The sequence below is a fragment of the Dyadobacter crusticola DSM 16708 genome, assembly GCF_000701505.1.
Lineage (GTDB): Bacteria > Bacteroidota > Bacteroidia > Cytophagales > Spirosomataceae > Dyadobacter > Dyadobacter crusticola.
Map to the genome: position 1 here is coordinate 373,218 of NZ_KL370786.1, position 25,261 is coordinate 398,478.

The 25,261-nt window shown below is 50.0% G+C and carries 18 protein-coding genes; 11 read left to right on the top strand and 7 right to left on the bottom strand.

Going from position 1 to position 25,261, the window contains the following annotated elements:
• Nucleotides 1-162 precede the first annotated feature (162 nt).
• The 6 genes from Q369_RS0123615 (at nucleotide 163) to tal (ending at nucleotide 6,914) form a co-directional block, all read left to right on the top strand.
• On the top strand, nucleotides 163-540 hold the full coding sequence (locus Q369_RS0123615) for a hypothetical protein (RefSeq protein ID WP_031530193.1): 378 nt from the start codon (nucleotides 163-165) through the stop codon (nucleotides 538-540).
• Nucleotides 541-614: 74 nt separating this feature from the next.
• Entirely contained in the window at nucleotides 615-2,984 is a 2,370-nt protein-coding gene (locus Q369_RS0123620; protein ID WP_031530194.1) for a TonB-dependent receptor, read from the top strand.
• A 6-nt stretch (nucleotides 2,985-2,990) separates the two neighbouring features.
• Complete coding sequence (locus Q369_RS0123625) at nucleotides 2,991-4,082, top strand: PepSY-associated TM helix domain-containing protein (RefSeq protein ID WP_031530195.1); 1,092 nt, start codon at nucleotides 2,991-2,993, stop codon at nucleotides 4,080-4,082.
• A gap of 226 nt (nucleotides 4,083-4,308) precedes the next feature.
• Nucleotides 4,309-5,025, top strand: coding sequence for a DUF421 domain-containing protein (locus Q369_RS0123630; RefSeq protein WP_031530196.1), 717 nt, complete (start codon nucleotides 4,309-4,311; stop codon nucleotides 5,023-5,025).
• The gene (locus Q369_RS0123635) at nucleotides 5,022-5,708 is read left to right on the top strand and encodes a DUF421 domain-containing protein (protein WP_031530197.1); all 687 of its coding nucleotides are present in this window, start codon (nucleotides 5,022-5,024) and stop codon (nucleotides 5,706-5,708) included. Before Q369_RS0123630 ends, Q369_RS0123635 begins: the two co-directional genes overlap by 4 nt.
• 114 nt (nucleotides 5,709-5,822) lie before the next feature.
• Complete coding sequence (tal, locus tag Q369_RS0123640; RefSeq protein ID WP_031530198.1) at nucleotides 5,823-6,914, top strand: transaldolase; 1,092 nt, start codon at nucleotides 5,823-5,825, stop codon at nucleotides 6,912-6,914.
• A gap of 103 nt (nucleotides 6,915-7,017) precedes the next feature.
• On the opposite strand, the gene Q369_RS0123645 is transcribed toward tal, so the two are convergent.
• Together Q369_RS0123645 and Q369_RS0123650 are read right to left on the bottom strand one after the other, a co-directional pair.
• Complete coding sequence (locus Q369_RS0123645) at nucleotides 7,018-8,466, bottom strand: SusD/RagB family nutrient-binding outer membrane lipoprotein (RefSeq protein ID WP_031530199.1); 1,449 nt, start codon at nucleotides 8,464-8,466, stop codon at nucleotides 7,018-7,020.
• A gap of 42 nt (nucleotides 8,467-8,508) precedes the next feature.
• Nucleotides 8,509-11,766 carry a SusC/RagA family TonB-linked outer membrane protein gene (locus tag Q369_RS0123650; protein ID WP_035333781.1) on the bottom strand — a complete coding sequence of 1,086 codons (3,258 nt, stop codon included), beginning with the start codon at nucleotides 11,764-11,766 and terminating at the stop codon, nucleotides 8,509-8,511.
• Between the two features lie 188 nt (nucleotides 11,767-11,954).
• On the opposite strand from Q369_RS0123650, the gene Q369_RS0123655 reads away from it, so the two are divergent.
• Entirely contained in the window at nucleotides 11,955-13,091 is a 1,137-nt protein-coding gene (locus Q369_RS0123655) for an AI-2E family transporter (protein ID WP_035333782.1), read from the top strand.
• Between the two features lie 100 nt (nucleotides 13,092-13,191).
• Here the strand turns inward: Q369_RS0123655 and Q369_RS0123660 are convergent, their stop codons facing one another.
• Nucleotides 13,192-13,851, bottom strand: coding sequence for a carbonic anhydrase (locus Q369_RS0123660; RefSeq protein ID WP_031530202.1), 660 nt, complete (start codon nucleotides 13,849-13,851; stop codon nucleotides 13,192-13,194).
• A 91-nt stretch (nucleotides 13,852-13,942) separates the two neighbouring features.
• On the opposite strand from Q369_RS0123660, the gene Q369_RS0123665 reads away from it, so the two are divergent.
• The gene (locus Q369_RS0123665) at nucleotides 13,943-15,022 is read left to right on the top strand and encodes a DMT family transporter (RefSeq protein WP_229206931.1); all 1,080 of its coding nucleotides are present in this window, start codon (nucleotides 13,943-13,945) and stop codon (nucleotides 15,020-15,022) included.
• A 185-nt stretch (nucleotides 15,023-15,207) separates the two neighbouring features.
• Nucleotides 15,208-15,579 (top strand): hypothetical protein, encoded by a 372-nt coding sequence (locus Q369_RS0123675; protein WP_031530204.1) that lies wholly within the window; start codon nucleotides 15,208-15,210, stop codon nucleotides 15,577-15,579.
• 89 nt (nucleotides 15,580-15,668) lie between these two features.
• On the opposite strand, the gene Q369_RS0123680 is transcribed toward Q369_RS0123675, so the two are convergent.
• The 3 genes from Q369_RS0123680 to Q369_RS0123690 all read right to left on the bottom strand — a co-directional run bounded on the left by Q369_RS0123680 (nucleotide 15,669) and on the right by Q369_RS0123690 (nucleotide 20,621).
• Nucleotides 15,669-16,985: a hypothetical protein gene (locus Q369_RS0123680; protein ID WP_157488292.1), complete on the bottom strand. Its 1,317-nt coding sequence runs from the start codon at nucleotides 16,983-16,985 to the stop codon at nucleotides 15,669-15,671.
• A 72-nt stretch (nucleotides 16,986-17,057) separates the two neighbouring features.
• Nucleotides 17,058-19,844, bottom strand: coding sequence for a TonB-dependent receptor (locus Q369_RS0123685; RefSeq protein ID WP_031530206.1), 2,787 nt, complete (start codon nucleotides 19,842-19,844; stop codon nucleotides 17,058-17,060).
• 3 nt (nucleotides 19,845-19,847) lie between these two features.
• Nucleotides 19,848-20,621, bottom strand: a complete 774-nt coding sequence (locus Q369_RS0123690) for a hypothetical protein (RefSeq protein ID WP_031530207.1) — start codon at nucleotides 20,619-20,621, stop codon at nucleotides 19,848-19,850.
• A gap of 159 nt (nucleotides 20,622-20,780) precedes the next feature.
• Between Q369_RS0123690 and Q369_RS0123695 the strand changes: the two genes are divergently transcribed.
• Both Q369_RS0123695 and Q369_RS0123700 read left to right on the top strand, forming a co-directional pair.
• Nucleotides 20,781-22,166 carry a sensor histidine kinase gene (locus Q369_RS0123695; RefSeq protein WP_229206932.1) on the top strand — a complete coding sequence of 462 codons (1,386 nt, stop codon included), beginning with the start codon at nucleotides 20,781-20,783 and terminating at the stop codon, nucleotides 22,164-22,166.
• Between the two features lie 3 nt (nucleotides 22,167-22,169).
• Nucleotides 22,170-22,844, top strand: a complete 675-nt coding sequence (locus tag Q369_RS0123700) for a response regulator transcription factor (RefSeq protein WP_031530209.1) — start codon at nucleotides 22,170-22,172, stop codon at nucleotides 22,842-22,844.
• 9 nt (nucleotides 22,845-22,853) lie between these two features.
• Here Q369_RS0123700 and Q369_RS0123705 read toward each other — a convergent pair whose 3' ends face one another.
• Nucleotides 22,854-25,250: an ABC transporter permease gene (locus Q369_RS0123705; RefSeq protein ID WP_031530210.1), complete on the bottom strand. Its 2,397-nt coding sequence runs from the start codon at nucleotides 25,248-25,250 to the stop codon at nucleotides 22,854-22,856.
• Nucleotides 25,251-25,261: the final 11 nt, after the last annotated feature.

Below are 25,261 nucleotides of genomic sequence, written 5' to 3' on the forward strand. Positions count from 1 at the left end.
GGTTACAATTAATTGAACTAATAATGCTAAACAGTTCCGACTTAGTAGCAAGCGGGAATTTTGATGCGGGCGAGTTCGGTCATTTGAAACCATCCAAGTGTTTTAAACTTTGACCAAAAACCTTTGAAAAAACATTCCGTGACTATATTTGCCCCGCAAACAATGCGTACCACTCTGCTGTACATATGGCTAATCGCAACTATCCTGCCGACATTCAGTCAGTGGGGTACCATCGCGTATTACCAGATCAACAAGGAGTACATTACGCGTGTGCTCTGCGAAAATCGGGACAAACCGCAGCTTCATTGCGACGGGCATTGTTTCCTTGCCAAAAAGCTGAAAGCCCAGGAGGAAAAGAAAGACAAGCAAACCAGCGAACGTGTTCAAAATCTTCCTTCGCTGCATCTGTTCGCGTCGCCCCTCGCTTCATTTGAGTTTTTGGCGCGCACTTTCCTGCCCAATCAGCAACAAATCTTTCCTTATCATCTGGCCGCTTACCAGGCCCCGCTTACAGTTGTAGTTCCACCTCCCTGCGCCTAGGTCTCATTTGTCGTTATTTCTTACCTAACTGCTCCATTCGGCGTTCGAATGGGGGTATCTACAATTGTATTCGAATGAAATTAAAATATTTAATGCTGTTAATAGCCATTTTAAGTAGTGGCTTGAAATCTGCTGCCCAGTCCGAAACGGGTACATTAATGGGTCGCATTGTCAATGCGGAAAATGAAGCTGTGGTGGGCGCTTCCGTTACTTTTCAAAATACCGGCTGGGGAACCATTACCGGTGCTGACGGACAATTTACGCTAACGAGTATCACGCCGAGTTCCTACATTCTCACGGTTTCCTACATAGGTTACACGGCCTACACACAGTCGATGAAGATTTCGAAGGGGAGAAATCCGTTTCTGAACCTTCAATTATCGGAGAGCCGGCAGGAGCTGAAAGAGGTGACTGTCAGCGCGGCGAGGAACAGCTACCATGTGGCGGCGTCGAGCAGCGCAACGCGCTTGGATGTTCCATTGCTCGAAACGCCGCAGTCGGTGCAGGTGGTGTCCTCAGCCGCATTGCGCGACCGGCAGGCTTTTACCCTCAATGAAATTGCCGGCACTTTTACAGGCATGAAGGCCAACAACGGAAATGGTAATTTCCAGATCCGCGGCTTTACTGCCTATTCACCAAATGACGCCAGCTTCCTCTTATTCAATGGAATACGCGGGAATCTGTATCTATGGAGCCAGCAGCCTTTGTTGTATAACATCGAGTCTGTGGAGCTGCTGCGGGGGCCGTCGGGTGCTCTGTTCAGCGAAGGTTCGCCGGGCGGGGTGATTAATTTCATTACCAAAAAACCTTTGGCTGAGAAAAGAGCGGCGGTTGATCTGTCGGTGGGAAGCTGGGGATTCGGCCGTGGCTCTGTTGACTTTACCGGGCCTGTTTCCCGAAATAAAAAGCTGCTGTACCGTGCGATTGTCGGCTACGACCGGACCGAAAGTTTCAGGGATTATCAGAGAAAACAAAACCTATTTGTCGCCCCTTCGCTGACTTACCTCGCCAGTGAAAGAACTTCCCTGAACCTCGAACTCAACTATGCGTACGCAAAAGCGGTTCAGCAATACGATAATGGAAGCTATATTCTTTCGAGGCCCGACGGCACATTCGATTTTAATTACTATCCCGATAACCTGACGATCCAGAGCCCGACGGATTATGGAAAAACGCATAATACATCGGCTACGTTGACATTTAACCACCAGATCAGCCAAAAACTGAAACTCACGGTGGTAGAGCGGGCGGTGCGGAACGTGCTGGATTATACGGACCACATTCCGGTCGGAAGAATACGGAACGATTCGATCAGCAGGGGATACCAGGATTGGGAGACAGACCGGTTCAGCCTGCAGACAACTGCATTTGCAACTTACAATGTAAAAACAGGCGGGCTCGGGCACCAGCTCATCGGCGGAGCAGACTATAACCGTTACGGCTGGACGCAAAACGATTACCAGTACAAATCTTCAACCCGCATTTCCATTCTGCACCCTGATTACACCGGCAGCATTCCCGATGCTTCTGTTCCGGCAGACGAATCCGACGATAACAAACGCATTACCAACCTGATCGGCGCTTACATTCAGGATCAGGTGAGTATCGGGGATAAGCTGAAAGTGCTGCTATCGCTCCGGTTCGACAGTTACAACGGAAAAGAAACGCCATTGTCGGAGCGCGACAACAAGCAAGGTGATGAACTGAAAACATCGGGCTGGATACCTCGGGTGGCACTGGTCTATTTGCCGGTTAAGAATGTATCTGTTTATGGTACTTATCTCAAATCTTTCAACCCGCAAACCTCCAACAATGTACTCGCCGGGGGGCCTTTTCCCACGCGGCAGGCGACGCAATATGAAGTCGGCAGCAAGGCGGATCTGATCAGTAACCGCTTGTCGGCGACCTTGTCGCTCTACCAGATCAATTATGCCAATATCCTGACAGCAGCACCAACCGAGGAGAACTCGCACAGGCAGGCAGCGATCGACGGCACGCGCAGCAGGGGAGGTGAGTTTTCGGTAGTGGGGAGTCTCAGAGACCTGAGCCTGATCGCCGGATATGCATTTAACGAACATGTGTTGGTGAGCACGAGTACCTATGGCAAAAAGGGTGATCGCTTTGCGAATGCGCCAAAGCACCAGATCAATTTTTGGGGTAAATACACGTTGCCTGCCAATGCATTGAAGGGGCTGGGGATTGCTGCGGGGGTTCGTTATGTAAGTGATCAGGTGGGGCTGCTGAGCAATCAGAATTTTGTATTTCCATCGTACACGGTGTTTGATGCGGCTCTTTCCTACTCGCGCAACCGGTACCAGGTGCAGGTGAATGCATATAACCTGGCCAACAGGCACTATTTCACCGGAAGTCGGTCGGGTGTGACTACTGCCGGGCTGGGCGATCCTTTCAATGTCAGGGTGGGGATTAGTTATCAGCTCTGGTAAGTGTCTATGAAAAAGGTCACATTAAAGCGAAGCTTGTTCAGGCTGCACAGCTGGCTGGGCTTGGTTACTGGTATTTTCCTGATTTTGCTGGGATTAAGCGGCTCCGTTCTGGTTTTCAGAACGGAGCTCGACCATTTTGCCAATCGTGATTTACTGCATCTTTTAAACTCGGGAAAGGTGCCGGACGATGCATTGATGCGCTGTTATAACACGATCACCAGCCGGTATCCCAACCTGGACGGAATTGCCTGGCTGAATCCCGATGCCGGTCCCGCCGAAGCTTATGATTTCAGGATATATTACAACGATACCCGCCTGCTGACCTATGATCTGGCGCTGATATCCTTCGATCCTTATACCGGCGCTATTCTCCGCGAGGGGCCGGCAATAGACTTTACGCCCAGCTTCATTGAGTGGCTCTTCCAGTTCCATTTCAGTTTTCAGCTCGGCATGCCCGGCGCAGCACTTACCGCAATTTTTGGCATTACAATGCTGTTCTCGCTGCTGACCGGAGTCGTTGTTTACAAAAAAATGATCTGGAAAGTCCTGACGTTCCGGATTTCCATCAACTGGAAAAACTGGCGTACGATCAGTTCCGGGTTACACCGCATTGTGGGCGTCTGGTCGTTGCTTTTCAATGCCGTGATCTTCTTTACGGGCTTTTGGATGAACCTGTTTGCTTTTGAGGCGAAAACCTGGCGAAAAGAACTCGTGCCCGCTCAACCCAATACGGTTATGCTGGCAGCTGCTGACGATATGTACCGGAATGCATTGCGCACTATGCCGAACCTGGAACCCACCTATGTTTACCTGCCTACCCAGCCGGAGCGGAAGTTTGAAGTGAGAGGATACCAGAAAGGTCAGTGGAAACTTTGGGGCGCTTCAAACTCGGTGCGCTTCGACCAGCAAAACGGAGCGCTTCTCAAAGTCACCCGCTTAGCTGACAAAACGGTGGGTGAGCGCATTGAAGCTACTGTCCAGCCGATACATGTCGGCAATTTCGGGGGCTGGGGGGTAAAACTGCTTTACGTCATCATCGGACTCACACCCGGCTTGCTGGCGGTGAGCGGGTTTTTGCTCTTGTGGCGGAGGATCTGAGAGCTAAGGTGCAGGCTAAGTAGTTAAGTATCACAACCCGCAGCAGTCAGCCAGACTGGTGCGGGTTTTTGTTTTTATTAACATTAAGACAATGTGAACATTCGCTGTAATCATTGCATTCCGGCATTGCAACGGCTTTTCTGGCATGCGTTTTATTTGAAGCTATCTGATTGTAACGTGTGTAAGAACAGATGGACTATTTTAAACGATCACGCAGCCTAGGTTCATGAAGAAAGAAGATATAATTCCCTGGGACTGGCACCGCATCCTCTTCGGGCAAGCTCCGCCTGAATACCTCATAGAAGTTTTCCTGAGAACCAGCCTGATCTACATTGCATTGCTTGTGATCATCCGCGCGATGGGTAAGCGAATGGGCGGCCAATTGAGCATTTCAGAAATGGCGATCATGGTTACGCTCGGTGCGATTGTCTCACCCGCCATGCAGATCCCGCAACTGGGGCTGCTGATGGGGGTTATGATCCTCGTTTGCGCGCTGGCCTTTCGGCGGGGGGTAAGTCTGGCTGAGTTTTCGAGCAGGAAATTTGAAGCAATAAGTCAGGGAACAACCCAGCTGCTCGTCAAAGACGGTATTATCCAGATATCGGAGCTGGAAAAGGCCAAAATATCCCGGCAGCAGCTTTTTGCCGCGCTGCGGGACGAGAATGTATTCAATTTTGGCGATGTCGGCCGCGTGTATATGGAGGCATTCGGCTGTTTTAGTATTTATACGAATGCCGAGCCGGCACCCGGTTTATGCATTTTTCCGCCGTCAGACACCAGTATCGAGTGCTACTCGCAGCGGATCGTTGAGGAACACAGCGCCTGCATTAACTGCGGCAATGTCGCACCCGGCGGACAGGAAGCCCACCCTTGTGAATCGTGCGACTCCCATACCTGGATACCCGCTGCTGTTTCTGTCAAATATGATCTCATCGATAAATGAAGCCGGAAGAAATATTCATTAACGACTGGCAACGCATTTTTATCGGTGATGTACCAGGCGCATTTTACGCCGAGGTTGTACTGCGCGTTGCCGTTATTTACCTGATCCTGATGGTAGCAATGCGCCTGATGGGAAAAAGAATGGCGTCTCAGCTCAGCCGCAACGAAATGGCCGCGATGGTTTCCCTGGCAGCTGCGATCGGGGTGCCGCTGCAATCGCCTGACCGCGGGATTCTGGCGGTCGTGGTTATTGCCGGGATTGTCGTTTTTGTACAGCAGCTGATCGCGCGGCTCGCATCGAAAAATCAGCGGCTCGAAAAGATTACACAAGGTAACGTTACGCCGCTTATTGAAGATTCTCGCCTGAATTTGCAGCTCATGAAAAGGACCGGCATTACGCGGGAGCGGGTATTTGCGCAGCTTCGCTGTAAAAGGATCCGCCACCTGGGCGAAGTGAAAAGGCTGTATTTTGAAGCAGGCGGGAAGTTTACGCTGGTGAAGCGACACGAATCGGTGCCCGGCTTACCCATTCTGCCGATCTGGGACCAGGATTTCCAGCTCAGGATCAGCGCCATTTCGGATAAATGGGTTTGCTCCAACTGCGGGCAGGATCGGGGTATGGCACAGCCAACCAAATGCTGCGAAAATTGCGAGGGAGCTTCATTTATCAAAGCAGTAGAGTAGTAGATCGTTCCATTCAGCGCCTTCATTTCAGCAGGCAAATCCTGCCGGTATTCCATGGCATGATATTTCAGCACTTACCTTTTCATAGTTTCAATTCATAAATACAATTTTGTTATGGCTACAAGTAAAGTAAAACAGATACACGACTTCGGCCAAAGCATCTGGCTGGACTTCATCGATCGCAAAATCATTAATTCAGGTGAGCTCCAAAGGCTGATTGAAGAAGACGGCGTAAGAGGCGTTACTTCCAATCCGGCGATTTTCGAGAAGGCGATCAGCAGCAGCTCGGATTATGATGCAGATATTGCCGAGTTGTCCAAAAGTGACAGCACGAACGAAGAGATATTTTTCAGTCTCGCGATCGGCGATATAAAGTCGGCTTGTGATCTGATGTGGTCGGTTTACAATGAAGAAGATGTAGTTGGCGCGGACGGTTACGTCAGCCTGGAAGTTTCTCCGTTTCTTGCCCTGGATACACAGGGTACCATCAAGCAAGCGAGTGAGCTCTGGATGGCGGTGGACCGTGAGAACGTCATGATCAAAATTCCGGGTACTCAGCCTGGTCTTGCTGCGATCCAGACGGCGATCAGCGAAGGTATTAATGTGAATGTGACCCTGCTTTTCGGGCTTGACCGCTACGAAGCTGTTGCCGAAGCATACATTTCAGGCTTGGAAAAAAGAGCTGAAATCGGCCTGCCGGTAGATCACGTTGCATCAGTAGCCAGCTTCTTTTTGAGCCGCATTGATATTCTTGTTGACCCAATTCTGGAAGAAAAAGGATTGGGAGAGCTGAAAGGGGAAGTTGCAATCGCTTCTGCCAAGCTCGCATATCAGATCTACAAACGCATGTTCAGCACCGATCGCTGGAAAAAGCTGGCCGACAAAGGCGCCGTTCCGCAGCGACTGCTCTGGGCAAGTACCAGCAACAAGAACCCGGCTTTCAAGGATACCAGGTATGTGGAAGCGCTCATTGGTCCAAACACGGTGAACACAATCCCGATGGAAACGCTGGAAGCTTACCGCGACCACGGCGATCCTGCGAACCGACTCGAAGAAGATCTGGAAGCAGCTACCAGTGTGATGGAAAAGGTGAAAGCCGCAGGCATAGATATGGACGCGATCACGAAACAGCTTGAAGAAGAGGGTATTGAGAAGTTCAATAAACCTTTTCAAAAGCTCCTCGACGCGATTGAAAATCAGAAATAGAATTACTTTTGGTTTGGTAATGCGCAAAGCCGCTCCTGTTTCCAGGGGCGGCTTTGCGCATTATCAATGGCTGGTAAATCCTTTCTTGAATGATTTCGGATTATCAATAGATATCCCACCAGTTTTTCGTAGCCTGCGAATCACCTCCTATACTCTTGGCGGCCTGCTCGCTGTTTACTGCATTGGAGGCGCGGCTCGCGCTTGGATATTTCAGGCGCTTGACAACGTCGTCTTTCACTTCCTGATCGAGGCTGCCCGAAACCGGCGCGATGAACAGTGTATCTCCGTCAGGCTTTTTGATGTCAAGCCTCAGCCTTTCCATCCACCCCTGAATACCCTGCATGTACAATGCGAGCCATTTTTGGGTGCCGATTACGTTTTTCCAGTTTGGTGCCTTGTAAGGTACGCGGGTCAGATAGGCTTCAATCGCCTTTGCGTCCGTAATACCCCATTGCGTCATAGAAGCAGTAACGGCCTCTTTGTACAAATCTGTGGCAGTCGCGGTGCCTACATGCATACCCCGTGCCGCAGCCTCCGCTTTGATAAAAGCAACTTCCGCATAGGTGATCATGTTACCCCGGGCCGAGCCGCTGTAAGCCAGCACGCCGGGTTTTGATAAACCGATCATCGTCGGCGTATTTGCCTCCACGCCATAAGGTTTGCCAACATACTTTCCATTGGTTTCATCCGGGCGGGCATATACCGGCAGGCGGGGATCGTTAACTTCCGTCAGGTAGTCCACCAGCGTCGAGGTAACTGCAAATTCCACAAGCGGGCGGTCTACATCATTATAAGGGAAGCGATTTGTGGCTGCTGCCGTATTGTATGGGAAAAAAGCGTCCTGACTTGTGGAGGTAAGCGTGTTTTTTACCGCATCTTCAATCACCGCTTTGGCTTCTGCCGGCTGTGCGTCGGCCATTCTCATCGCAATCCGCATGCGCAATGCATTGCCAATCCTGATCCACTGAGCCGCATTTCCGCCTGCGATTACGTCTCCGCGGATCGCTCCGGAAGTGGGGCCAGCCAGAATATCGACCTGGGTTTTCAGCGAAGCAAGCAATGCGGCGTACACATCTTTTCCTTTGTCGTAAACCGGCTGGATAGCCTCATCGCCTTTCAATGCCTGCGAATAAGGTATGTCCACGTAAACGTCTGTAAGGATATGGAAAAGCCAGGCTTTCATAATCGCCGTAGCAGCCAGCATGTGCTCACTTGATTCCTGTGGATGCCTTTTGTAATAGTTTTCGATTTCCTGTAAATCCATCAGCGGCCCGGCGTACATGCCATTCCACAGTCCGTCATTGGTGAATAAAAACCGGGTTTCCCCTGTTTTGTCAGTACCTGTCCAGTATTGAGAGAGCTGCATTCCGATGCGCCCGTTGAAATAAGTATCGTAGAGCAGGTCGGAAGCCCGCTTCTGCGCATTGGCCATCAGGAATTCTGGCTGGGTTTCGCTCGACCGTGCCGGGTCATTGTTCAGGGTATCAAAATTGTTGCAGCCGGGAAGCACAAGCATGCACGCCAGCAGCAGGTTAATGATCTTTGATTTCATATTTCAATGGATCTAAAAATGAGTTGATCTGAGAGAACTGTGTCAGAATGTAAAGTTGAGGTTGGCGCCGAAGCTGCGGACCGGTGGTAATGCCCCGCCTTCAAATCCGATCTGGTTTCCAATGGAGTTGGTGATGTTGGCAGGATCCACATTCGGTGCATTGCTTTTGATCAGCCAGAGGTTACGCCCGGTCAATGTAAACCGGAGGGCCTGCATTTTGATTTTTTTCGCAAGTGCATCCGGCAGTTGCCAGCCCAGCCTCACTTCACGCAGGTAAATAAAGCTGCCGTCGTACAAATTGGCTTTGCTGATCCGGTTGCCTCCATCGGAGTTGAAGTGCGTACGTGCAGGAACCACGATATCATTGGGACTTCCATCTTCTTTCACACCCGGATTCACGAGCCCGTTTTCACGAATGCCTGGCAATGCAGTTTCTTCAAACATACCCGACTTATTGCCGTACAAATTGGTATAAGAGAAGAAATCACCGCCTTTTTGAAAATCCACCAGTGCCGAGAGGTAGAGGCTTTTGTAGCTGAACGTGTTGTTCAGCCCGCCGATAAAGTCGGGATTCGCGTCGCCGATGATCACCGGGGTTGGTGTAACTGCGTACGTTCCATTTGCTACTACTACCTTGTTGCCATTTCCATCATACACATAGTCGGTGCCCAGCATCGTGCCCAGCGACTTGCCTTTTTGCGCTACCATCGAAACCCTTCCGGTCCGTCTTTCTGTACCTATAACAAACCGCTCTATACCCTGAATGCTCTCATCGGAGCTGTTGAGGTCGAGCACTTTGTTTTTGTTTTTGGAGAAATTAAGGGAAGCCCGCCAGCTGAAATTCTTGGTCATGACCGGCATCAGGTTCACGGATAGTTCGATACCCTTATTTTGTACGGTACCTCCATTCACGATTTTGGTTGAAAATCCGCTTTCGGCCGGGATCTGTACGTTCCAGATCTGATTTTCGGTACGCCGGTCGTAGTAGGTGAAATTGACACCGAGTATCTCATTGAAGAATTTGAAATCGACACCACCTTCCACTTCCGCAGAGAGTTCCGGTTTGAGGCGGCTGTTGTGCAGCCTGTCGGGTGTGCTTTGTAGTGGGAATGTTCCGAATTGCGTGACGATATCGTAGTACCTGGATACCGAATACGGATCTGCGTCATTGCCAACGCGGGCGTAAGAAAGCCGCGCTTTCCCCAGCGTGAGCCAGGATGTTTTGGCAATCACATCGGAGAAAATGAACGATCCCGCGATCGAAGGGTAGAAATAGGAGAAATTGCCCGTTTGTTTCAGCGTGGAAGCCCAGTCGTTTCGGCCGGTCGCGGTCAGGTAGAGGTATTTGTTATAGCCCAATGTAACCGATCCGAATAGAGAATTGATCTGCTTGTTCCCATAAGTCGTCGACACGGTTGCGGGTGTTACCGAGTTTTGCAGCACGTACACCAGCGGGGTCTGCAATCCGCCATTGGTTGTGCCGGATTCAATGCTGGATTTAATACTCAGGATATTACCTCCCGCCACAGCTTCGAGGCTGAACTTGTCACCCAGGTTTTTATTGACGTTTAATGTAGCCTGGTAGTTGTTCTCGTTATTGCGCAACATCCGTTTTGCGTAGCTGCCCACAAAAAATCCTTTCGCGCTGCGCACTTCGTCAAGGTGGTCGAAGAAATCGGAAAACACGCGCACATCGGCAGAAATCCAGTCGGCAAACTTGTAGGTCAATCCTGCATTGCCGAAATAGCGGTTGTTGCGATCGGTGTTATAGTTTTCGTACTGGTTCCAGTATGGGTTCTGGCTGAATGCCGGTTTCTGGATATTCCAGGCGGTGCGGTTCCACGATTGCTCGGTACCGTCCGCGTATTTGTAATTTTTGAGATAAGCATCGTCAATCTGCCGCTGCCCGTACATCACGTAAAAAAGCATCGGGTTATTACCCATGAAACCCGTCCCGGGCCGGCCTTTTGAATGATCATTCACATAGTTGATCCCGCCGCTGAATGTGAATTTCTCTGTGAATTTATAAGTAGTATTCAGACTGATAAAAAAGCGTTTCAGCTCACTTCCCGGGTAGATGAAGTTCTGCTTCGTTTGTCCGACAGAAAAGCGGATCGAACCCTTATCGCTGCTGCTGGCGACAGACAGGTTATTGGAGAAGGTAATACCTGTTTTGAAAAAATCCTTTGCATTGTCAGGATGCGGGCTCCAAGGCGCGGTTTTGCCGAAGTTGGGATTGTTACGGTCCTGGTCCCACGACCAGTAATGGCGTACCAGTGTTCCGTCCATTTTCGGTCCCCACGATTCGTCGGTCCCGTAGTCGGGAATGAGGTCGTACCTGCCTTTTCCGTCATTATCATCGAATGTGCCGCCGCCCGGAAGAAAGCCGCTCGGGTTTTGGTTTACATATAATTTGGTAAAATTGGAGCTACCGCCGCCGCCGTATACATTCTGGAATTTCGGCAGGTACGAAACCTGGTCCATTTGAATGTTGAAGTCGTAGTTCAGCGACAGGTTACCTGATCCTTTGCCCGTTTTGGTAGTAATGTAAATTACGCCATTCTGCCCGCGGCTGCCGTATAGTGCTGTGGCGGCGGCTCCCTTCAGGACTGAAATATTCTCCACATCATTCGGATTGATCAGCTGGGCAGGGTTACCGTAGTCAAACCCGCCGCCACCGGTTCCCTGGCCGCCCGTTGTACCGTACGAATTCATGTTCATATTCGCCATGGGCACGCCGTCTACGATGAACAATGCATTGTTATTACCCGAAATGGACTTCAACCCGCGGATAGTAACGCGCGAGGAACCGCCCATCGAGCCGCTGTTGCCGCCGATCTGCACACCGGCCAGCTTGCCCTGCAATGCATTAATGTAGTTGACCTCCCTGGCTTCCTGGATACTGCCGCCGCCGATCTGCTGAACCGCATAACCCACATTTCGCGTGTTTTGCTGCACCCCGAGCGCGGTTACCACCACTTCGCCCAGACTCTTCACGTCCGCAGAAAGCCGGACCGTGACTTCCGACATGGAACGCGGTACGTCTACATCCACCGTTTGGAAGCCGATGGAAGAAACGGTGAGCTTCTGGTTCCCATCGGGGAGGCTGATGGAGAACGCCCCTTCTGCATTGGTGTTTGTTCCCGAAGTAGTACCCTTGATCAGCACGCTGGCCCCGGGCACTGCTGCATTGGTTTCGTCGACAACCTTGCCGGAGACCTGCCGGGATTGAGCCCGAGCTGGCACAGCAAGAATGACGAATGCGGCCAGAGAAAGTAAATAGCTACAAATTATTCGCATACAGGCAGTTGTTTAAGGGTTAGGAAGTTGATTTACCTTCAAAAGCCTGCGCGTGTGCTTGGAATACTTATAAAAAAAATTAAAATGGGAATAATCTGGTGGCTCTGATTTTGCCGAGGAGGTAGGAGGGGCGGGTATGGGCGGGCATGGAATTTTCAGTTTGATTTAAAACTTACTTTCCATCAGCTATGAATCGTATTTCTGCTAATTTAAAAAGCGTTGGCGTTGCGGCTTCGCTTCTTTCTCTTGTCCTGATCATCGCATTGCTATATACGTTACAAAGCGTGCTGGTGCCGCTGATGTTTGCGATACTCCTGGCAATATCCCTTTTCCCGATCGTCCGCTTTATAGAGAAGTACAAAGTCAACCGCGTCGTTGCATCGCTGCTGGCAGTCATCATCGCGATTATCCTGATCGGCGGCCTGGTCTGGTTCATTGTTCATCAGGTGATCGTGATCGGGGCAAATGGGAGTGATTTGCAGGTCAAATTCAAACATATCCTCGATACTATTCAGCAGTGGGTAGTGCTCCGTTTTGGTGTGGAAGAAGGCCAGATCACAGAGCAGATCACCGCCTTTACCAACAGGGCGGTGTCCAATGCGGGTGTGATCCTGGGCGCCGCATTCGGCTCCATGGGAAGTATCCTGGCCGGTGTGATCATCGTGCCATTATTCACTTTCTTTCTGTTGTACTACCGTGACTTTTTCCGGGAATTTTTCTTCCATGCATTTGTATCTACGCCCAAAGAAATCATCAGCCAGGTTCTCGACAAGATCTATTATGTTGTTCAGAGTTACCTGATCGGACTTGTAACCGTAATGGGAATTGTCGCGGTGCTCAATACTATCGGATTGCTTGTTCTGGGAATACCGTATGCCTGGTTCTTCGGTATACTGGCTTCGCTGCTGATGCTTTTACCTTACATTGGTATTGCGATCGGCTCGGTGTTGCCCGCAGTGTTTGCATTGGCTACCAAAGACAGTGCTTGGTATGCTTTGGGCGTGATTATCTGGTTTCAGGTTGTGCAGTTTCTCGAAGGTAATTTCCTGACGCCGAATATCGTGGGCGGGAAAGTGAGCATCAATCCGCTCATGGCATTGGTCGGGCTGCTTCTGGGAGGTTTGCTTTTCGGACTGGCAGGTCTGATTCTGGCTATCCCGATTACAGCAGTCCTGAAAGTGGTATTCGATGCAATCCCATCCATGAAAGCCTACGGATTCCTGATCGGGGAACCTGAGAAATATCATTTGAAGCGGTATTCAGGGGCCATTATTATGAAACGTTGGAAGCTGAACAAAACGTCGGCGGAGAGCGACGCCAGCTAAGTACCGGCATATCAAATGCACAACTACGCAGTTTAGTCTGGTATGGTACCGGACAGAACCGGGCGCTGGAAATGCATTTGATATGCCACGGGTTCAAATACTAGACTTTTGCAGTCTGAACTTCCGGTTCTTTCAGGTCCAGGCGGTAGATTTCCATGATGTTTTCCAATAACTTCTTGAAATTGATGTTGAGGTCGATCAACTGTCCGGAATGTACGTCGAAAACCCACCCGTGCACTGTCAGGTTGCGGTCACGCTGCGCTTTTTGCACTTCCGCGGTTTTGATCACATTAATGCATTGCTCTTCCACATTCAGCTCCACTAATCTTTTGTACCGCTGTTCTTCATTCTCAATGGCGGATAATTCTTCCTTGTGGGTACGGTACACATCCCGGATGTTTCTGAGCCACGGGTTTAGTATACCCAGGTCACCCGACTTCATCGCTGCCTGCACACCGCCGCAATAGTAATGTCCGCAAACCACGATGTGGTTTACTTTCAAGTGCTCAACAGCGTAGTTGATCACCGACATCACACTCAAATCCGTATTAGGGACCATATTGGCAATGTTCCGGAGTATAAATGCCTCGCCCGGCGCAACGCCCATCAGTTCTTCCGCAGTCACGCGGCTGTCTGAGCAGCCTATGTACAGAATGTCCGGCGTTTGCCCTTTGGCCAGGTTACTGAAATAATCCGGTTCTATGTTGAGCTTCTTCTGAACCCAATCCTGATTGTTCTTAAAAATCTTTGAAATTTCCATTTGGTGAGATGTTAAGTAAAGAGCGTATAAGTAATTACAAAAACCGTAACAGCGCAAGCACTACCGGGTTTTTATATTGTATCCATCAATCGTGGCTAAGTTACATCAATGCAGTTACTGTTTGTTTGCAAGAGATCAGAAGTATGTGGCAGGAAAGAATATCAGCTCCAAATACCATCTGTTATGCTTGAAATTGAGTAAAGTGGACTGGTTTGCAGCTAAAATGGAAGCCGACCTTTGTAGTGCCACAGCGGCGGCTTTTAAAAACAATTTGGCAACCATGAAAGAAATCAGCATTCAAACTTCAACAAAAACTATTTCTCCCGGCTGGATCAACGGCATGATCGGTGTGCTGCTGTTCAGCGGCTCGCTGCCTGCGACGAGGTTGGCGGTTCTTGATCTTCACCCTGTTTTCGTAACAGTAGCCCGAGCCGCAATTGCCGGCTCGCTGGCAGTAGCGGTGCTATTGATCTGGAAAGAAAAGCGACCTGTCAAACGGCAGATCGTGCCTCTGCTCATTGTCGCCCTGGGTGTCGTACTGGGCTTTCCATTATTGACGGCACTGGCGCTGCAATACATCACTTCTGCGCATTCCCTGGTTTTCGTGGGTTTACTGCCGCTGTCAACCGCTATTTTCGGGGTGCTCCGGGGAGGCGAGCGGCCAAAGCCACTTTTCTGGCTATTTTCGATACTCGGGAGTCTTCTGGTAATTGGTTTTGCCATTTACCAGGGTATCACTGCCTCGCCTTTGGGCGATCTGCTGATGTTTGCCGCGATCATACTGTGCGGACTGGGGTATGCGGAAGGCGCAAAGCTTTCGAAAACACTGGGTGGCTGGCAGGTGATTTCCTGGGCGCTCGTGATCTCGTTACCCCTGGTGATCGTGCTGGTGGTGGTTTACATGCCTTCCACGTTTGAGAATGTACACGCGGGCGCCTGGTTGGGGCTGGCTTATGTTTCCGTGTTTACAATGTTCGTCGGGTTTATATTCTGGTACAAAGGCCTGGCGCAGGGCGGAACTGCGTCTGTGGGACAATTGCAACTTTTGCAGCCATTCTTTGGACTTGCTTTTGCAGCAACATTGCTGCACGAGAAAGTGAGTTTGGGTATGATTGGCGTAACAGCCGGCGTGATCCTCTGTGTTGCCTGTTCGAGGAAGTTTGCCAGATGATGACGTACCGGTGCAATATATGTCCGTTACTTACCACGAACAGCCGCAATTCATGGATGAAAACCTGATCGCAGAAGATGATTTTGTAACCGCATTGGGAAGAGCTCTTTAGAAGATAATGCCGGAAATTTGTATTAATTTTTGTATTATTTGTCCTCACAATCAAACTTAACTCCCGGATGAACATGAAAACAAAAATTTACTCCGTGATGATCATGGCAATGGCGCTCTTTTCCATTGCTGCACAGAAAGCATTGACGGCCGACGATCTGGTCGGGACCTGGAAATACCTGATCAGCGATGTCCCTGCTGAATACGAGTCCGGATTTTTGATATTTGAACAAAAAGATAACAAGACAATCGGGTTCATCGAAGCTGCTGAAAGGCAGGAAGTAAAAAACCTGATGGTTGATCAGGGAAAAGTCACTTTCATGACCGAAAACCAGGGCGGCGAGTTCAAGTACAACTTAATGCAAAAAGGAGACACACTCACCGGCCTGATCTCTTCCCAGTACGGCGAATTTGCAATAAAAGCTATTAGGGAGGCTAAGAAGTAGGGTTTGAATAGCATTGAGCAGCAGGATAGCAGGAGAACTGCTATCCTTTTTTATTGCTGATCTGCGTCAATGCCGAGGACAGGTTTAAGTTAAAGTGCCAAGCCAACGCCAATGTTGGACCTCAATCCAAAGGATGTTTTTTGATTGCCTAGTTGTTTCTTGAAATTGTAAGAAGTGTTCATGTCGAGATAACCGCGGCGAAACAGCCGCAGCTGAAATCCTGCTAATGGACCAGCCTGGACAGTATTTGTCTCGCTTTCAAACTCACCACCTGCAAGGTCCCAGCCGCCGTGCCACCCTTTGTAATAGCTATATTCGGTATTCAGGCCGGCATACCAGCCTGACAGCCCGTTGCCTCCCTTCCCATTCAGTTGCTGCCGTTTTTGAAGGAAATAATATCTTGGCTGCACAGAGAAAATCACAATTCCTTCACGGGAATAAACATTTGCGTACTTGAACGTCCGCTGAACCATTGTTTCACCATCATACAAGTTAACTGTATGATCGTACCTGAGATAATTGAAGCCCCTGTTCATGGCGGCGTCAAGTTGCACATTGATCGTCCAGGGCGATGTCTTGATTTTGCGCTCAAAAGCAACACCAGTCCTGATCCTGTTGAGGTAATAGCCGACGGTGATCTCAGGAAGCCGTATTTTCCATTGCTGCCGCTGAAACTCATCACACAAAAGAATGTCACAGAGCGGAGCGACGGCAGACTTTTTCCAATCCCCGATAGCCAGGCCAAAACTAGCCTGCGTCGAAAATGAAATGCCGGTTGCCAATCCATAGGAATAGTCAAAAACAGACTTGAAGATGGCAAGGGAAAAGTCCATATAGCCGTGGTTCAAAAACCTTCGTTGGAAACCTAATTTGACTCCCGCCTTGGGATCATTCTCAATCGTGCCGGGTATATTGAAAAACAGCGAGACATAGTTTCCGCTGAAATTATTGGCGCTCTTACCCTTCCTGATCCGCCTGCGCATATCCACAAACCAGCGGAGCTGCGCATCCATGACCGTGTTCTGTAAAGATTCTTTTACAGGCGCTTGAACGCCGTAGAGTGGAAAATGTCCCGACAAGGCCAACGAAAAGGCAGGGAGGAACTTAACTTCATAGCCAAGGTGCAGCGATAAATTGTTTAAAGTTTTATCATCCGTCAAGGGGTAAGGTACAGCCTGGTAATACTGTGACAATCCGAATTTAACGATATGTCTGGTTGGCACCTTTGTCATGAAGACATTCTCGTACCGATCAATGAAGCGTTGCCTGCTCAAAGTGTCGGGCTCTTCACTGAACTTTATACCTGTACTATCCTGGCTATACGCAGTACTGCAACAAAGCAAAAGACAGAAAAAATAGATACATCTCCTCGATGTGAGACGGGTCAGGATTTGACGATTGGTCATACAAGCTTATTTAGGCTCCTGCTAAGAGTGGCCATAAAGCACAACAATGGTTGTATGAAAGTTAAAATAATCTCAAATTCCAAACTTCCGAAGATTATACACGAAACTCACGAGGAAATACCGCTTCAAAACGACGCTCCGGATGTCCTCAATGTAAGTTTCGATGGTATTGCGTGTCAGGCTGCGATTTTGGTTGAGTATGTCGAAAACCTGCAACCGGACTTCTCCTTGTTTGCCTTTTAAAAACTGCCTGGAAAAAGCTGCATTCCAGAGTGTGAATTGCTGATTAAAGCCGCTGGCGCGTCCCGTGGTGCCGTTGTATGTCAGGTCTGAATTGAATATAAACTGGAATGGGAGCCGCCAATGGAAATCAGCGGTGAGGTATTGCGACCAGTACCGCGTATTCTGCTGTGGTAAAAGCGAGTACCTGGCCTGCTGGAAACTGAGCCGCGCGCCCAGTCCGTAGTCGATTTTACCATCAAACGAACTCTGAATGCGCACTCCCTGGCCAAGCAACGTGGTATTTGCCTCGTTTTGAAGGTTATTAACCAGGCTCCGACTGCCCGATAGGTTTGCCTGTGTATTCAATGTCACGTTGATTTGTAACGGATTGATGTTCCTGCTCCAAGACAAAAAACTATTCAGCGCCCAGTAACCACGTGTATTAACGGGCATTGAAAAACGCGCTCCATTGTCGCTGACCGATATCGCATTGTTGATCCGGCTGTTGCTCTGGTTGAGGTTGGCGAAAAGAAACAGGCTGCGGTCGCCGTTGTTATCGGAGCTGTTGTAGGTCAAGGTAAGCGTGTTGAAGTATTCGGGGCGAAGTGCGGGATTGCCGCTCTTCACGTCAAGCGGATTGGTATTATCGATCACAGGCTGCAACTGGGTAACACTGGCCGGCGAAATGCGTGTGCGGTATTGCAGCCGGGCGCGCCGGTTACCCGGGAAAGTATAGCTGAACAATGCATTGGGCAGCCAATGGAAATAGTTTCTGTCAATGCGGGATTTCTGCGAAAGATTATCCGATACCTGCCTGGCGCTTTGTATGTCAAAACCGAGCGTGTAGTTAAACCGGAGCCGCTGCGTTTGCAAAGTGGCGCCGGCCTTGTGCGCGGCAAATGTTCCCGCAAACCGGTTTGTCAGCATGGAATCCGGAATGGAATAGCTGTTTGTTTCTTCGTTTTTATCAAAAACAAACCTCGACTGCCGGTTTTGGTGATTGATCCATGCATATCTGACTTCCAGTTTCTGACGGAAAGAGAGCGGCTCCGTGTACGAGATGTTCAGGTTGTTTTGTGCCGAAAAGCTGTTCTGCCGGTTTTGCTGGTCGATGTTTTGGAGCAACTTTTCAATGCCCAGAGAATCGTAAAATAAGTTGCGCGACTGGTTATTGCCGGTATTTCGTCCGTCAGACAAAACCGTGTTCAGGTTGGCAGAAACCGTCCTGCCGAGTTTCCTGAATTTTCGCATTAGTATCAGATTGTTATAACCATTTATCCCATTACCCGAAGACCGGTAATGTGTCTCTCCGGCATTCAGCGGATCGCCTTCCTTCGTGTAAGCTGCATTGCGCAAGTCGCTTCGGAAACTCACTTTTTGCCAGGAAACATTTGGTGTAACCCGCAGGCTCGTCAGCGAATCCAGCTGTAACTCGAACCTTCCCGCAAATCGCTGGTTTAAAGCCTGGTTCCTGTTGTAGTCCGATTGATCCGCCAAAAATGATTGTCCGGGCAAAATGTACTCGCGCCGGCTGTTCTGGTCAGTTGTCGTGATCGCCTGATTGGCGAAATAGCTGGCAGACACTTCTGCGCGCTTTCCATAGCGAACCTTTTCTCCCTCTGCCCGATAATTGAACCCACCCGCACGCACTTCGGTGATATTTGACGGACCCTGACCTTCTTCATCCCCAAACGAACCAGGCTGGCCTATAAACATCGGGCCGCCCATTCCGCCCCCCGGCAGGCTTCCGTTGCCGAGCGAGAAGTTTTGCCGGTTCAGGTTATTGGCTTCCCCAACCAGCGATATCTGTCTGCCAGGCCCTCCATTCCGGTTATTGAAGCGGTTAAGGCTCAGCTTTCCCTGGTGGCGCAATGCATTGTGTTCGGTATTCCTGCCGGCACCGAGCGCATTTTGACCGAAATAACCTTTCCCTTTGTCCTTCTTAATCGTGATATTGATCGTACGCTCGCGGTTTCCATCATCAATTCCTGAAAATTGTGACTGGTCGGAAGACTGGTCGTAAACCTGTACCTTATCTACAATGCCGGCCGGCAGATTGCGTGTGGCCATTTTCGGATCGTCGCCAAAAAAGGGCTTTCCGTCTACGAAAACCCTGCGCACAGCCTGTCCATTGCTTTTGATCTGACCGTCCCGAGAAACTTCCACACCGGGTAATTTCCTGAGTAACTCTTCTACCTGTGCATTGGGCTCTGTTTTGAATGCGTCTGCATTAAACTGTACGGTATCTCCCTTGATGGATACCGGCGGTGCTTCCTGTTTAATCACCACCTCCTGCAAGTCGGTGCCCTGCTCGCTCATCCACAATGTATCCAGGCGGACATTTTGCGCAACTACTTCAAACAGTAAAGATTTGTTCCGGTAGCCAATAAACGTGACAAGTAAACGGTAGCTGCCCGACGCAATGTTTTTGAGCCTGAAACGGCCGTCTCCGTCCGTAATACCTGCCGTAACGTAGGCAGAATCGCGCTGGGTAAGCAGGGATACCGATGCGGTGCGCAAAGGTTTTTTGCTGATCGAGTCAAGAATGGTTCCTGAAACTTCCGCCCGGACAGCTGGTTTCTGCCCGGCGGCGGTGAAGTGGGTCAGGATGATGGCTAATAGTAATGCGATTCTCATAAGTTATCTTCCGCCGTCTCCCGGCATCATTTTCTGCTGACGGAAATCGGCCAGCGTCTTTTCACGAATGTCATTCAGCTCATCTTTGGAAACAGGCTGAGCGTCCGGCAGCGGTGCCACGTCTTTGGCATTTACATGGCCCGACTGCACTTTCACAGCCCTGAACTGCTCACGCGCTCCCTCGATCAGCAGCACCACGCCTTTTTCCGGAGTAAGTTCATGCACAGGGGAGTAGGTTACCTGAAGCGCTTCTGTAAACCATACCGAGTAGGCTTCGTTTTTCAACATTACCGAAGCTTTTTTACACGGATATCCTGCGATCTTCCTGGTTTCGTCCGTAACCTGCCAGCCGGAAACGCGCTCGATCGGGCTCTCACTTTTGTAGCTTTTTGCCTCCGGGCCTTTCAAAGTCAGGAAGGTTACCACTTTGCGCCCTTCCAGGTCTACCAGCTTATATTCGTCAAAAGGCCGGCCGAGATTGGTCGTCCGCGGGGGACCGCCGTTTGGCAAAACCCTGCTGACAATGGTATTCTGATCGTCCGATATCTCTTTGACATAAGACCCGGAAATGAAAGACTGCTGCCCGAGCGTGCGTGAGTCGGGAATGTCCGTCGGGAAGTTTGGATCGCCTGGCTTCACGGGTTCGCCATTGATAACGATCCGTAGTTGAGAGGGATCAATCTTGCGGACGATCTCGTAACTGATCTGTCCCGAAAACTGTGCATAAGCCTGCCCGGCAGCCAGCCACAATGCGGCCAGCAGAATCCTGATTTTCATAGCAATTGTTTGTTTTGATTTGACGGTTCAAAATTGGACAGAAGCTATGTTAGGCACTGCTATTTAGTGTTAAATAGTGTTACAGCCGTGCCAATCGTGCTTTCGGCAATGTAGCTTTGTAATATGAGCAGCTCCCGTATCAGATTCATTTTCTGGTTGATGACCACCTGCATTGTGGCGATCAATGCATTTCAAGGCTACTGGCTTCTGACAACCTTCCGGCTGCATCGATCGCAGTTCAAGGACACTGTTCAGGAGGCGCTTTTTCGTGTAGTCGAGAAAGAACAGATCGCGCGGGCTGATGCGCTGTTCAGCCATAATGGACAGAAGATCGGAGCGCCTGGCCCGCCGCCATTGTCCCGCCAAAAATTGGTGATCAGAAAATTCAAATCAGACGTTAATGCGCAGACGCGCTTTTATATCAGCTCGGAAACCGGCGACGAAACCAGAGAGGTAGCTCCGGGTGATACCCTGGCTAACAGGATTTCAAGAATGCTCGTCATGGGCTGGGCAGAAGGCGATCAGATCGACAAAAAGAAACTGTACAAAGCCTATCAGTCTGAACTTCGGCTGCGTGGTATTCAGGCGGGATTTTTAATTGATACCCTGCGCATTAAACCTAAAATCAACGGGGAAAATACTTTTTTCATCGATAGTAAGGACGATGGTGTGAATGCGGGAAAGCAGTTTAAGACATTTGCCGTGCCCATTAACCCGGTGAAGCATTTGTTCGTGCAAGCGACATTTGATATGCCGTTTTTTTATTTGTTCAAAAAAATGGGTGGCTTGCTGGCGGCGAGTTTCTTCTTGCTAATCCTGACGACGGGCTGTTTCATTTACATGCTACGCACGATCCTGCGGCAAAAGCGGCTCTCGGAAATCAAGAATGATTTTATCAACAACATGACCCACGAGCTGAAAACGCCTATTGCGACGGTAACCGCCGCTGTGGAAGCGATGATGAGCTACGGCGTACTCGACAATCCTGAAAAAACCAAAAGCTACCTTTCAATTTCCCGTAACAACCTGGGCCGCTTGTCCGAACTGGTTGAGAAAGTGCTCAACCTGGCCGTGGAAGAAAAGCAGGACCTGACCCTGTGTCGCGAGCCGGTGCACCTTCGTGAGCTGATCGGGGAGATTACCGAAGCATACACACTGAAAGCCAGCAAGCCCGTGCACTTTGATCATCATATCGGAGATCATGATGTAGTTTCCGTAGACCGAATGCATTTCAGTAATGTGCTGAGCAACCTGGTTGACAATGCAGTGAAGTACTCCCGCGAGGAAGTAAATGTCATTTTTAAATACAAAAACAATGGCGATAACTGGCAGCTTTCGGTGGCAGACAATGGAATTGGTATCGCCAAAAATCATCAGCAAGCCGTTTTTGACCGGTTTTTTCGCGTACCTACCGGCGATTTGCACGCGGTAAAAGGCTTTGGGCTGGGACTGGCTTATGTCAGGCAGGTAGTGGAGCGGCACGGCGGGAGCATTGACCTGGTAAGCGAGCCGGGCAGGGGAAGTGAGTTTATCCTTAAATTTTAGTCGATGTCAAAAGTTCTGCTTATCGAAGACGAGCCTGCATTGGGTATGATTGTGAAAGACAGTCTGATTTACCGCGGCTTCACCGTTTTTTATGCTGAAAACGGCAGCGCCGGTCTGGCGCAGTTTGCCGAGCACAAACCTGATATTGTCGTGGCGGACGTGATGATGCCTGATATGGACGGGTTCACAATGGCCGGGCATATCCGCAAGCAGGACCCGCATGTGCCTATCATGTTTTTGACGGCTCGCTCGCAGACAGCCGATGTGGTGAAAGGCTTTGAGCTGGGCGGCAATGACTATCTCAAAAAACCTTTCAGTCTCGATGAGCTGGTAGTCCGCATTCGGGCACTGCTTCGCCCTAAAAATATTGTGAAAGAAAGTGAGACGCATTTTAACATCGGCAGGTATACCTTCGACCCGGCCAAGCAGCGATTGTCGCTCGACGGTCGGGATACCGCATTGTCACACCGGGAGGCAGAGCTGCTGCGGCGTTTGTACCAGCTTCGTAACCAGGTTTTGGAGAAGAATGTCGTGCTTTTGGAGCTCTGGGGCGATGATTCGTTCTTCAATGGACGCAGCCTGGATGTTTTTATCACCAGGCTGCGCCGCTACCTCAGAGAAGACCCGCAGATTCAGATCGTGAACATCCGGGGAATCGGCTATAAATTGATTGTCTGAGCAGCATACCTAGTCATTTTTCAACGATTTTACAGGGTTCAGCAATGCAGCCCTGACCGCCTGAAAGCTCACGGTGATTAAAGTAATCGCCATAGCGCCGAAGATCGCAGCTGCGAAAATCCCCCAGGAAAGGCTGACTTGATAAGTGTATTGTTGGAGCCAGTCGCGCATCAGGTAGTAAGCGACAGGCGTAGCAAGCAGGCACGCGATCAGTACCAGTATCAGGAAATCCTTGGTGAGCATTTGCCAGAGATCAGCCACTGACGCACCGAGCACCTTGCGAATACCAATCTCTTTCTGGCGCTGCTCGGCAAAGAAGGAAGCCAAACCGAAAAGACCCAGACAGCTGATGAAAATGGCCAGCGATGCAAATGTGGTCGAGAGCTGGCCGATCCTTTCTTCAGCGTAGAACTTTCGTTCATACTCCTCGCTTGCAAACTTGTATTCAAAAGGACTTCCGGGATTGAACTTCCTGAAAACAGGTGCAAGTTTGGAAAGTGCTTCTCTTGCATTGAGAGCAGGATTAAGCCTGATGTGGATGAAGGATGTCCAATCTTCTTTCAACATAAAAACCGTGGGCTGAATGGGCATGAAAGGCGAACCCGTAATTACATCGTTAATGACGCCGACAATCGTGTATTGATCCCCGTTCCACTGCACGTTCGTACCCACAGCTTCTTTGAGCCCCATGAATTTGGCTGCACTTTCATTGATGACCATGCCGAGCCGGTCAGAGGAAAAGTCGGGCGAGAAGTCGCGGCCTTGTTTGATTTGCCAGTTGATCGTTTTCCCATATTCGGGCGTAATGCCGACGGTCCCCAGATCGCCGAGCTGATCAGGGTCTTTACCAGGCCAGCTGAAACTGGCGTCGCTGCTCCACACCTCGGACGCCGGGCTCGATGACTTCGCCACATTCGCGACAGCCCCTGTTTGCAGCAGCTCCTCACGAAGGGCAGCAGCGTGTTTTTGGAGGTCTGGCGTGTTGATCGCCACGGAAAGTAATCCCGCACGGTCAAATCCGACAGGCCTGTTTTTGGCATAATCGATCTGCCGCAGTACCACGAGCGTACCGATCACCAGTGCGACGGACACGGTAAATTGAATTACGACGAGTGTCTGGCGCGGGATAGCAGCAAACTTGCCGGCACGCACCAGCAGCGATGAACCAGCCCCTGTCAGCACTTTTACGGGTTGGAAACCAGACAAGTACAATGCCGGGTAGCTCCCAGCCAGCAAGCCCGTTACCAGCGCAAAAGCCAGTCCGGCCAGCCAGCTGAATGCATTGTCCCAGGTGAACGCGATTTGTTTGTCGGAGATCTGGTTAAACCAGGGAAGTAACAGCTGCACCAGCAGCAATGCAAGGAGGAGTGCAAATACGGCGACCATGATGGATTCACTGAAAAACTGGGCGACCAGCTGGCTGCGCAGGGAACCTACTGCCTTGCGGATACCTACTTCTTTCGCCCTTTTCTGCGACCGCGCAGTCGATAAGTTCATGAAGTTAATGCAGGCCAGCAGCAGGACAAACAAGCCGATAGTGCCAAAAAGCCAAACAAACTGGATCTGCCCGCGTACCGACACGCCGTTTTCCCATTCGGAGTAGAGGTGCCAGCGGCTCATGGGATGCAGGAATGCTTTCGGGTCAAATCTCGCCTCTTCTTTGGCGTGGCGGGCTTTAATCTTCTCTATTTTGGCACTTACCTGCTCAAAGCTCGTATTGGGTGCGATTTGGACCAGCAACAAAAAAGAATTATTCCCCCAGTTCGTCTCCGAGCGTTTCACCCAAGGCTCTTCTTCCAGAAAGTATTTCCACGGCAGCAAAAAGGATACCTCCCGGAAATCTGAGTCGTAAGGAATGTCCTCATAGATGCCCGTTACTTTGAAATAATTTTTGTTGTCAAGCTTAATGAATTGATTTATAGGATCCTTGTCGCCGAATAGCGCTTTGGCTACTGACTCAGAGAGCAGGGTAGAAGCCGGGTCGTTAAGCCCGGCGGCTGTTCCCTTGATGATCCTGAGTGACATCATGGCGGTGAAATCGGGCTCAACGCAATTGCCTTTTCTGGAAATCTTCTTGTCTCCGGATGCCAAGATGTGATCCTCGGTCCAGGAAGAGGAAGTAATGTATTCGAATTCACTGGCATGCTCACTTTGCAATGCAGCCCGCATCGGCAGGGGAGTGGCTTGTGAGGTGGTGGTGGTACCGTTGTAGGTTTGATGTTGCATGACCCGCGCGATGCGGTCATAGTTCCGGTGGTATTTATTATACGAAAGCTCGTCCCACATCCACAGGCCGATCAGGATTACAGTGGTCATACCAATGGACAAACCAGCGATATTAATGGCTGAGTACGTGCTGTTTTTAGTCAGGTTTCGAAATGCGACTTTGATGTAGTTCTGTAGCATAATGATCAGGT

Coding starts and splice junctions, on each gene's coding strand:
- Q369_RS0123680 (WP_157488292.1), bottom strand. CDS start 16,985: ATGACCAATCGTCAAATCCTGACCCGTCTCACATCGAGGAGATGTATC.
- Q369_RS0123625 (WP_031530195.1), top strand. CDS start 2,991: ATGAAAAAGGTCACATTAAAGCGAAGCTTGTTCAGGCTGCACAGCTGG.
- tal (WP_031530198.1), top strand. CDS start 5,823: ATGGCTACAAGTAAAGTAAAACAGATACACGACTTCGGCCAAAGCATC.
- Q369_RS0123695 (WP_229206932.1), top strand. CDS start 20,781: ATGACCACCTGCATTGTGGCGATCAATGCATTTCAAGGCTACTGGCTT.
- Q369_RS0123620 (WP_031530194.1), top strand. CDS start 615: ATGAAATTAAAATATTTAATGCTGTTAATAGCCATTTTAAGTAGTGGC.
- Q369_RS0123690 (WP_031530207.1), bottom strand. CDS start 20,621: ATGAAAATCAGGATTCTGCTGGCCGCATTGTGGCTGGCTGCCGGGCAG.
- Q369_RS0123630 (WP_031530196.1), top strand. CDS start 4,309: ATGAAGAAAGAAGATATAATTCCCTGGGACTGGCACCGCATCCTCTTC.
- Q369_RS0123650 (WP_035333781.1), bottom strand. CDS start 11,766: ATGCGAATAATTTGTAGCTATTTACTTTCTCTGGCCGCATTCGTCATT.
- Q369_RS0123685 (WP_031530206.1), bottom strand. CDS start 19,844: ATGAGAATCGCATTACTATTAGCCATCATCCTGACCCACTTCACCGCC.
- Q369_RS0123675 (WP_031530204.1), top strand. CDS start 15,208: ATGAAAACAAAAATTTACTCCGTGATGATCATGGCAATGGCGCTCTTT.
- Q369_RS0123615 (WP_031530193.1), top strand. CDS start 163: ATGCGTACCACTCTGCTGTACATATGGCTAATCGCAACTATCCTGCCG.
- Q369_RS0123660 (WP_031530202.1), bottom strand. CDS start 13,851: ATGGAAATTTCAAAGATTTTTAAGAACAATCAGGATTGGGTTCAGAAG.
- Q369_RS0123655 (WP_035333782.1), top strand. CDS start 11,955: ATGAATCGTATTTCTGCTAATTTAAAAAGCGTTGGCGTTGCGGCTTCG.
- Q369_RS0123635 (WP_031530197.1), top strand. CDS start 5,022: ATGAAGCCGGAAGAAATATTCATTAACGACTGGCAACGCATTTTTATC.
- Q369_RS0123705 (WP_031530210.1), bottom strand. CDS start 25,250: ATGCTACAGAACTACATCAAAGTCGCATTTCGAAACCTGACTAAAAAC.
- Q369_RS0123645 (WP_031530199.1), bottom strand. CDS start 8,466: ATGAAATCAAAGATCATTAACCTGCTGCTGGCGTGCATGCTTGTGCTT.
- Q369_RS0123700 (WP_031530209.1), top strand. CDS start 22,170: ATGTCAAAAGTTCTGCTTATCGAAGACGAGCCTGCATTGGGTATGATT.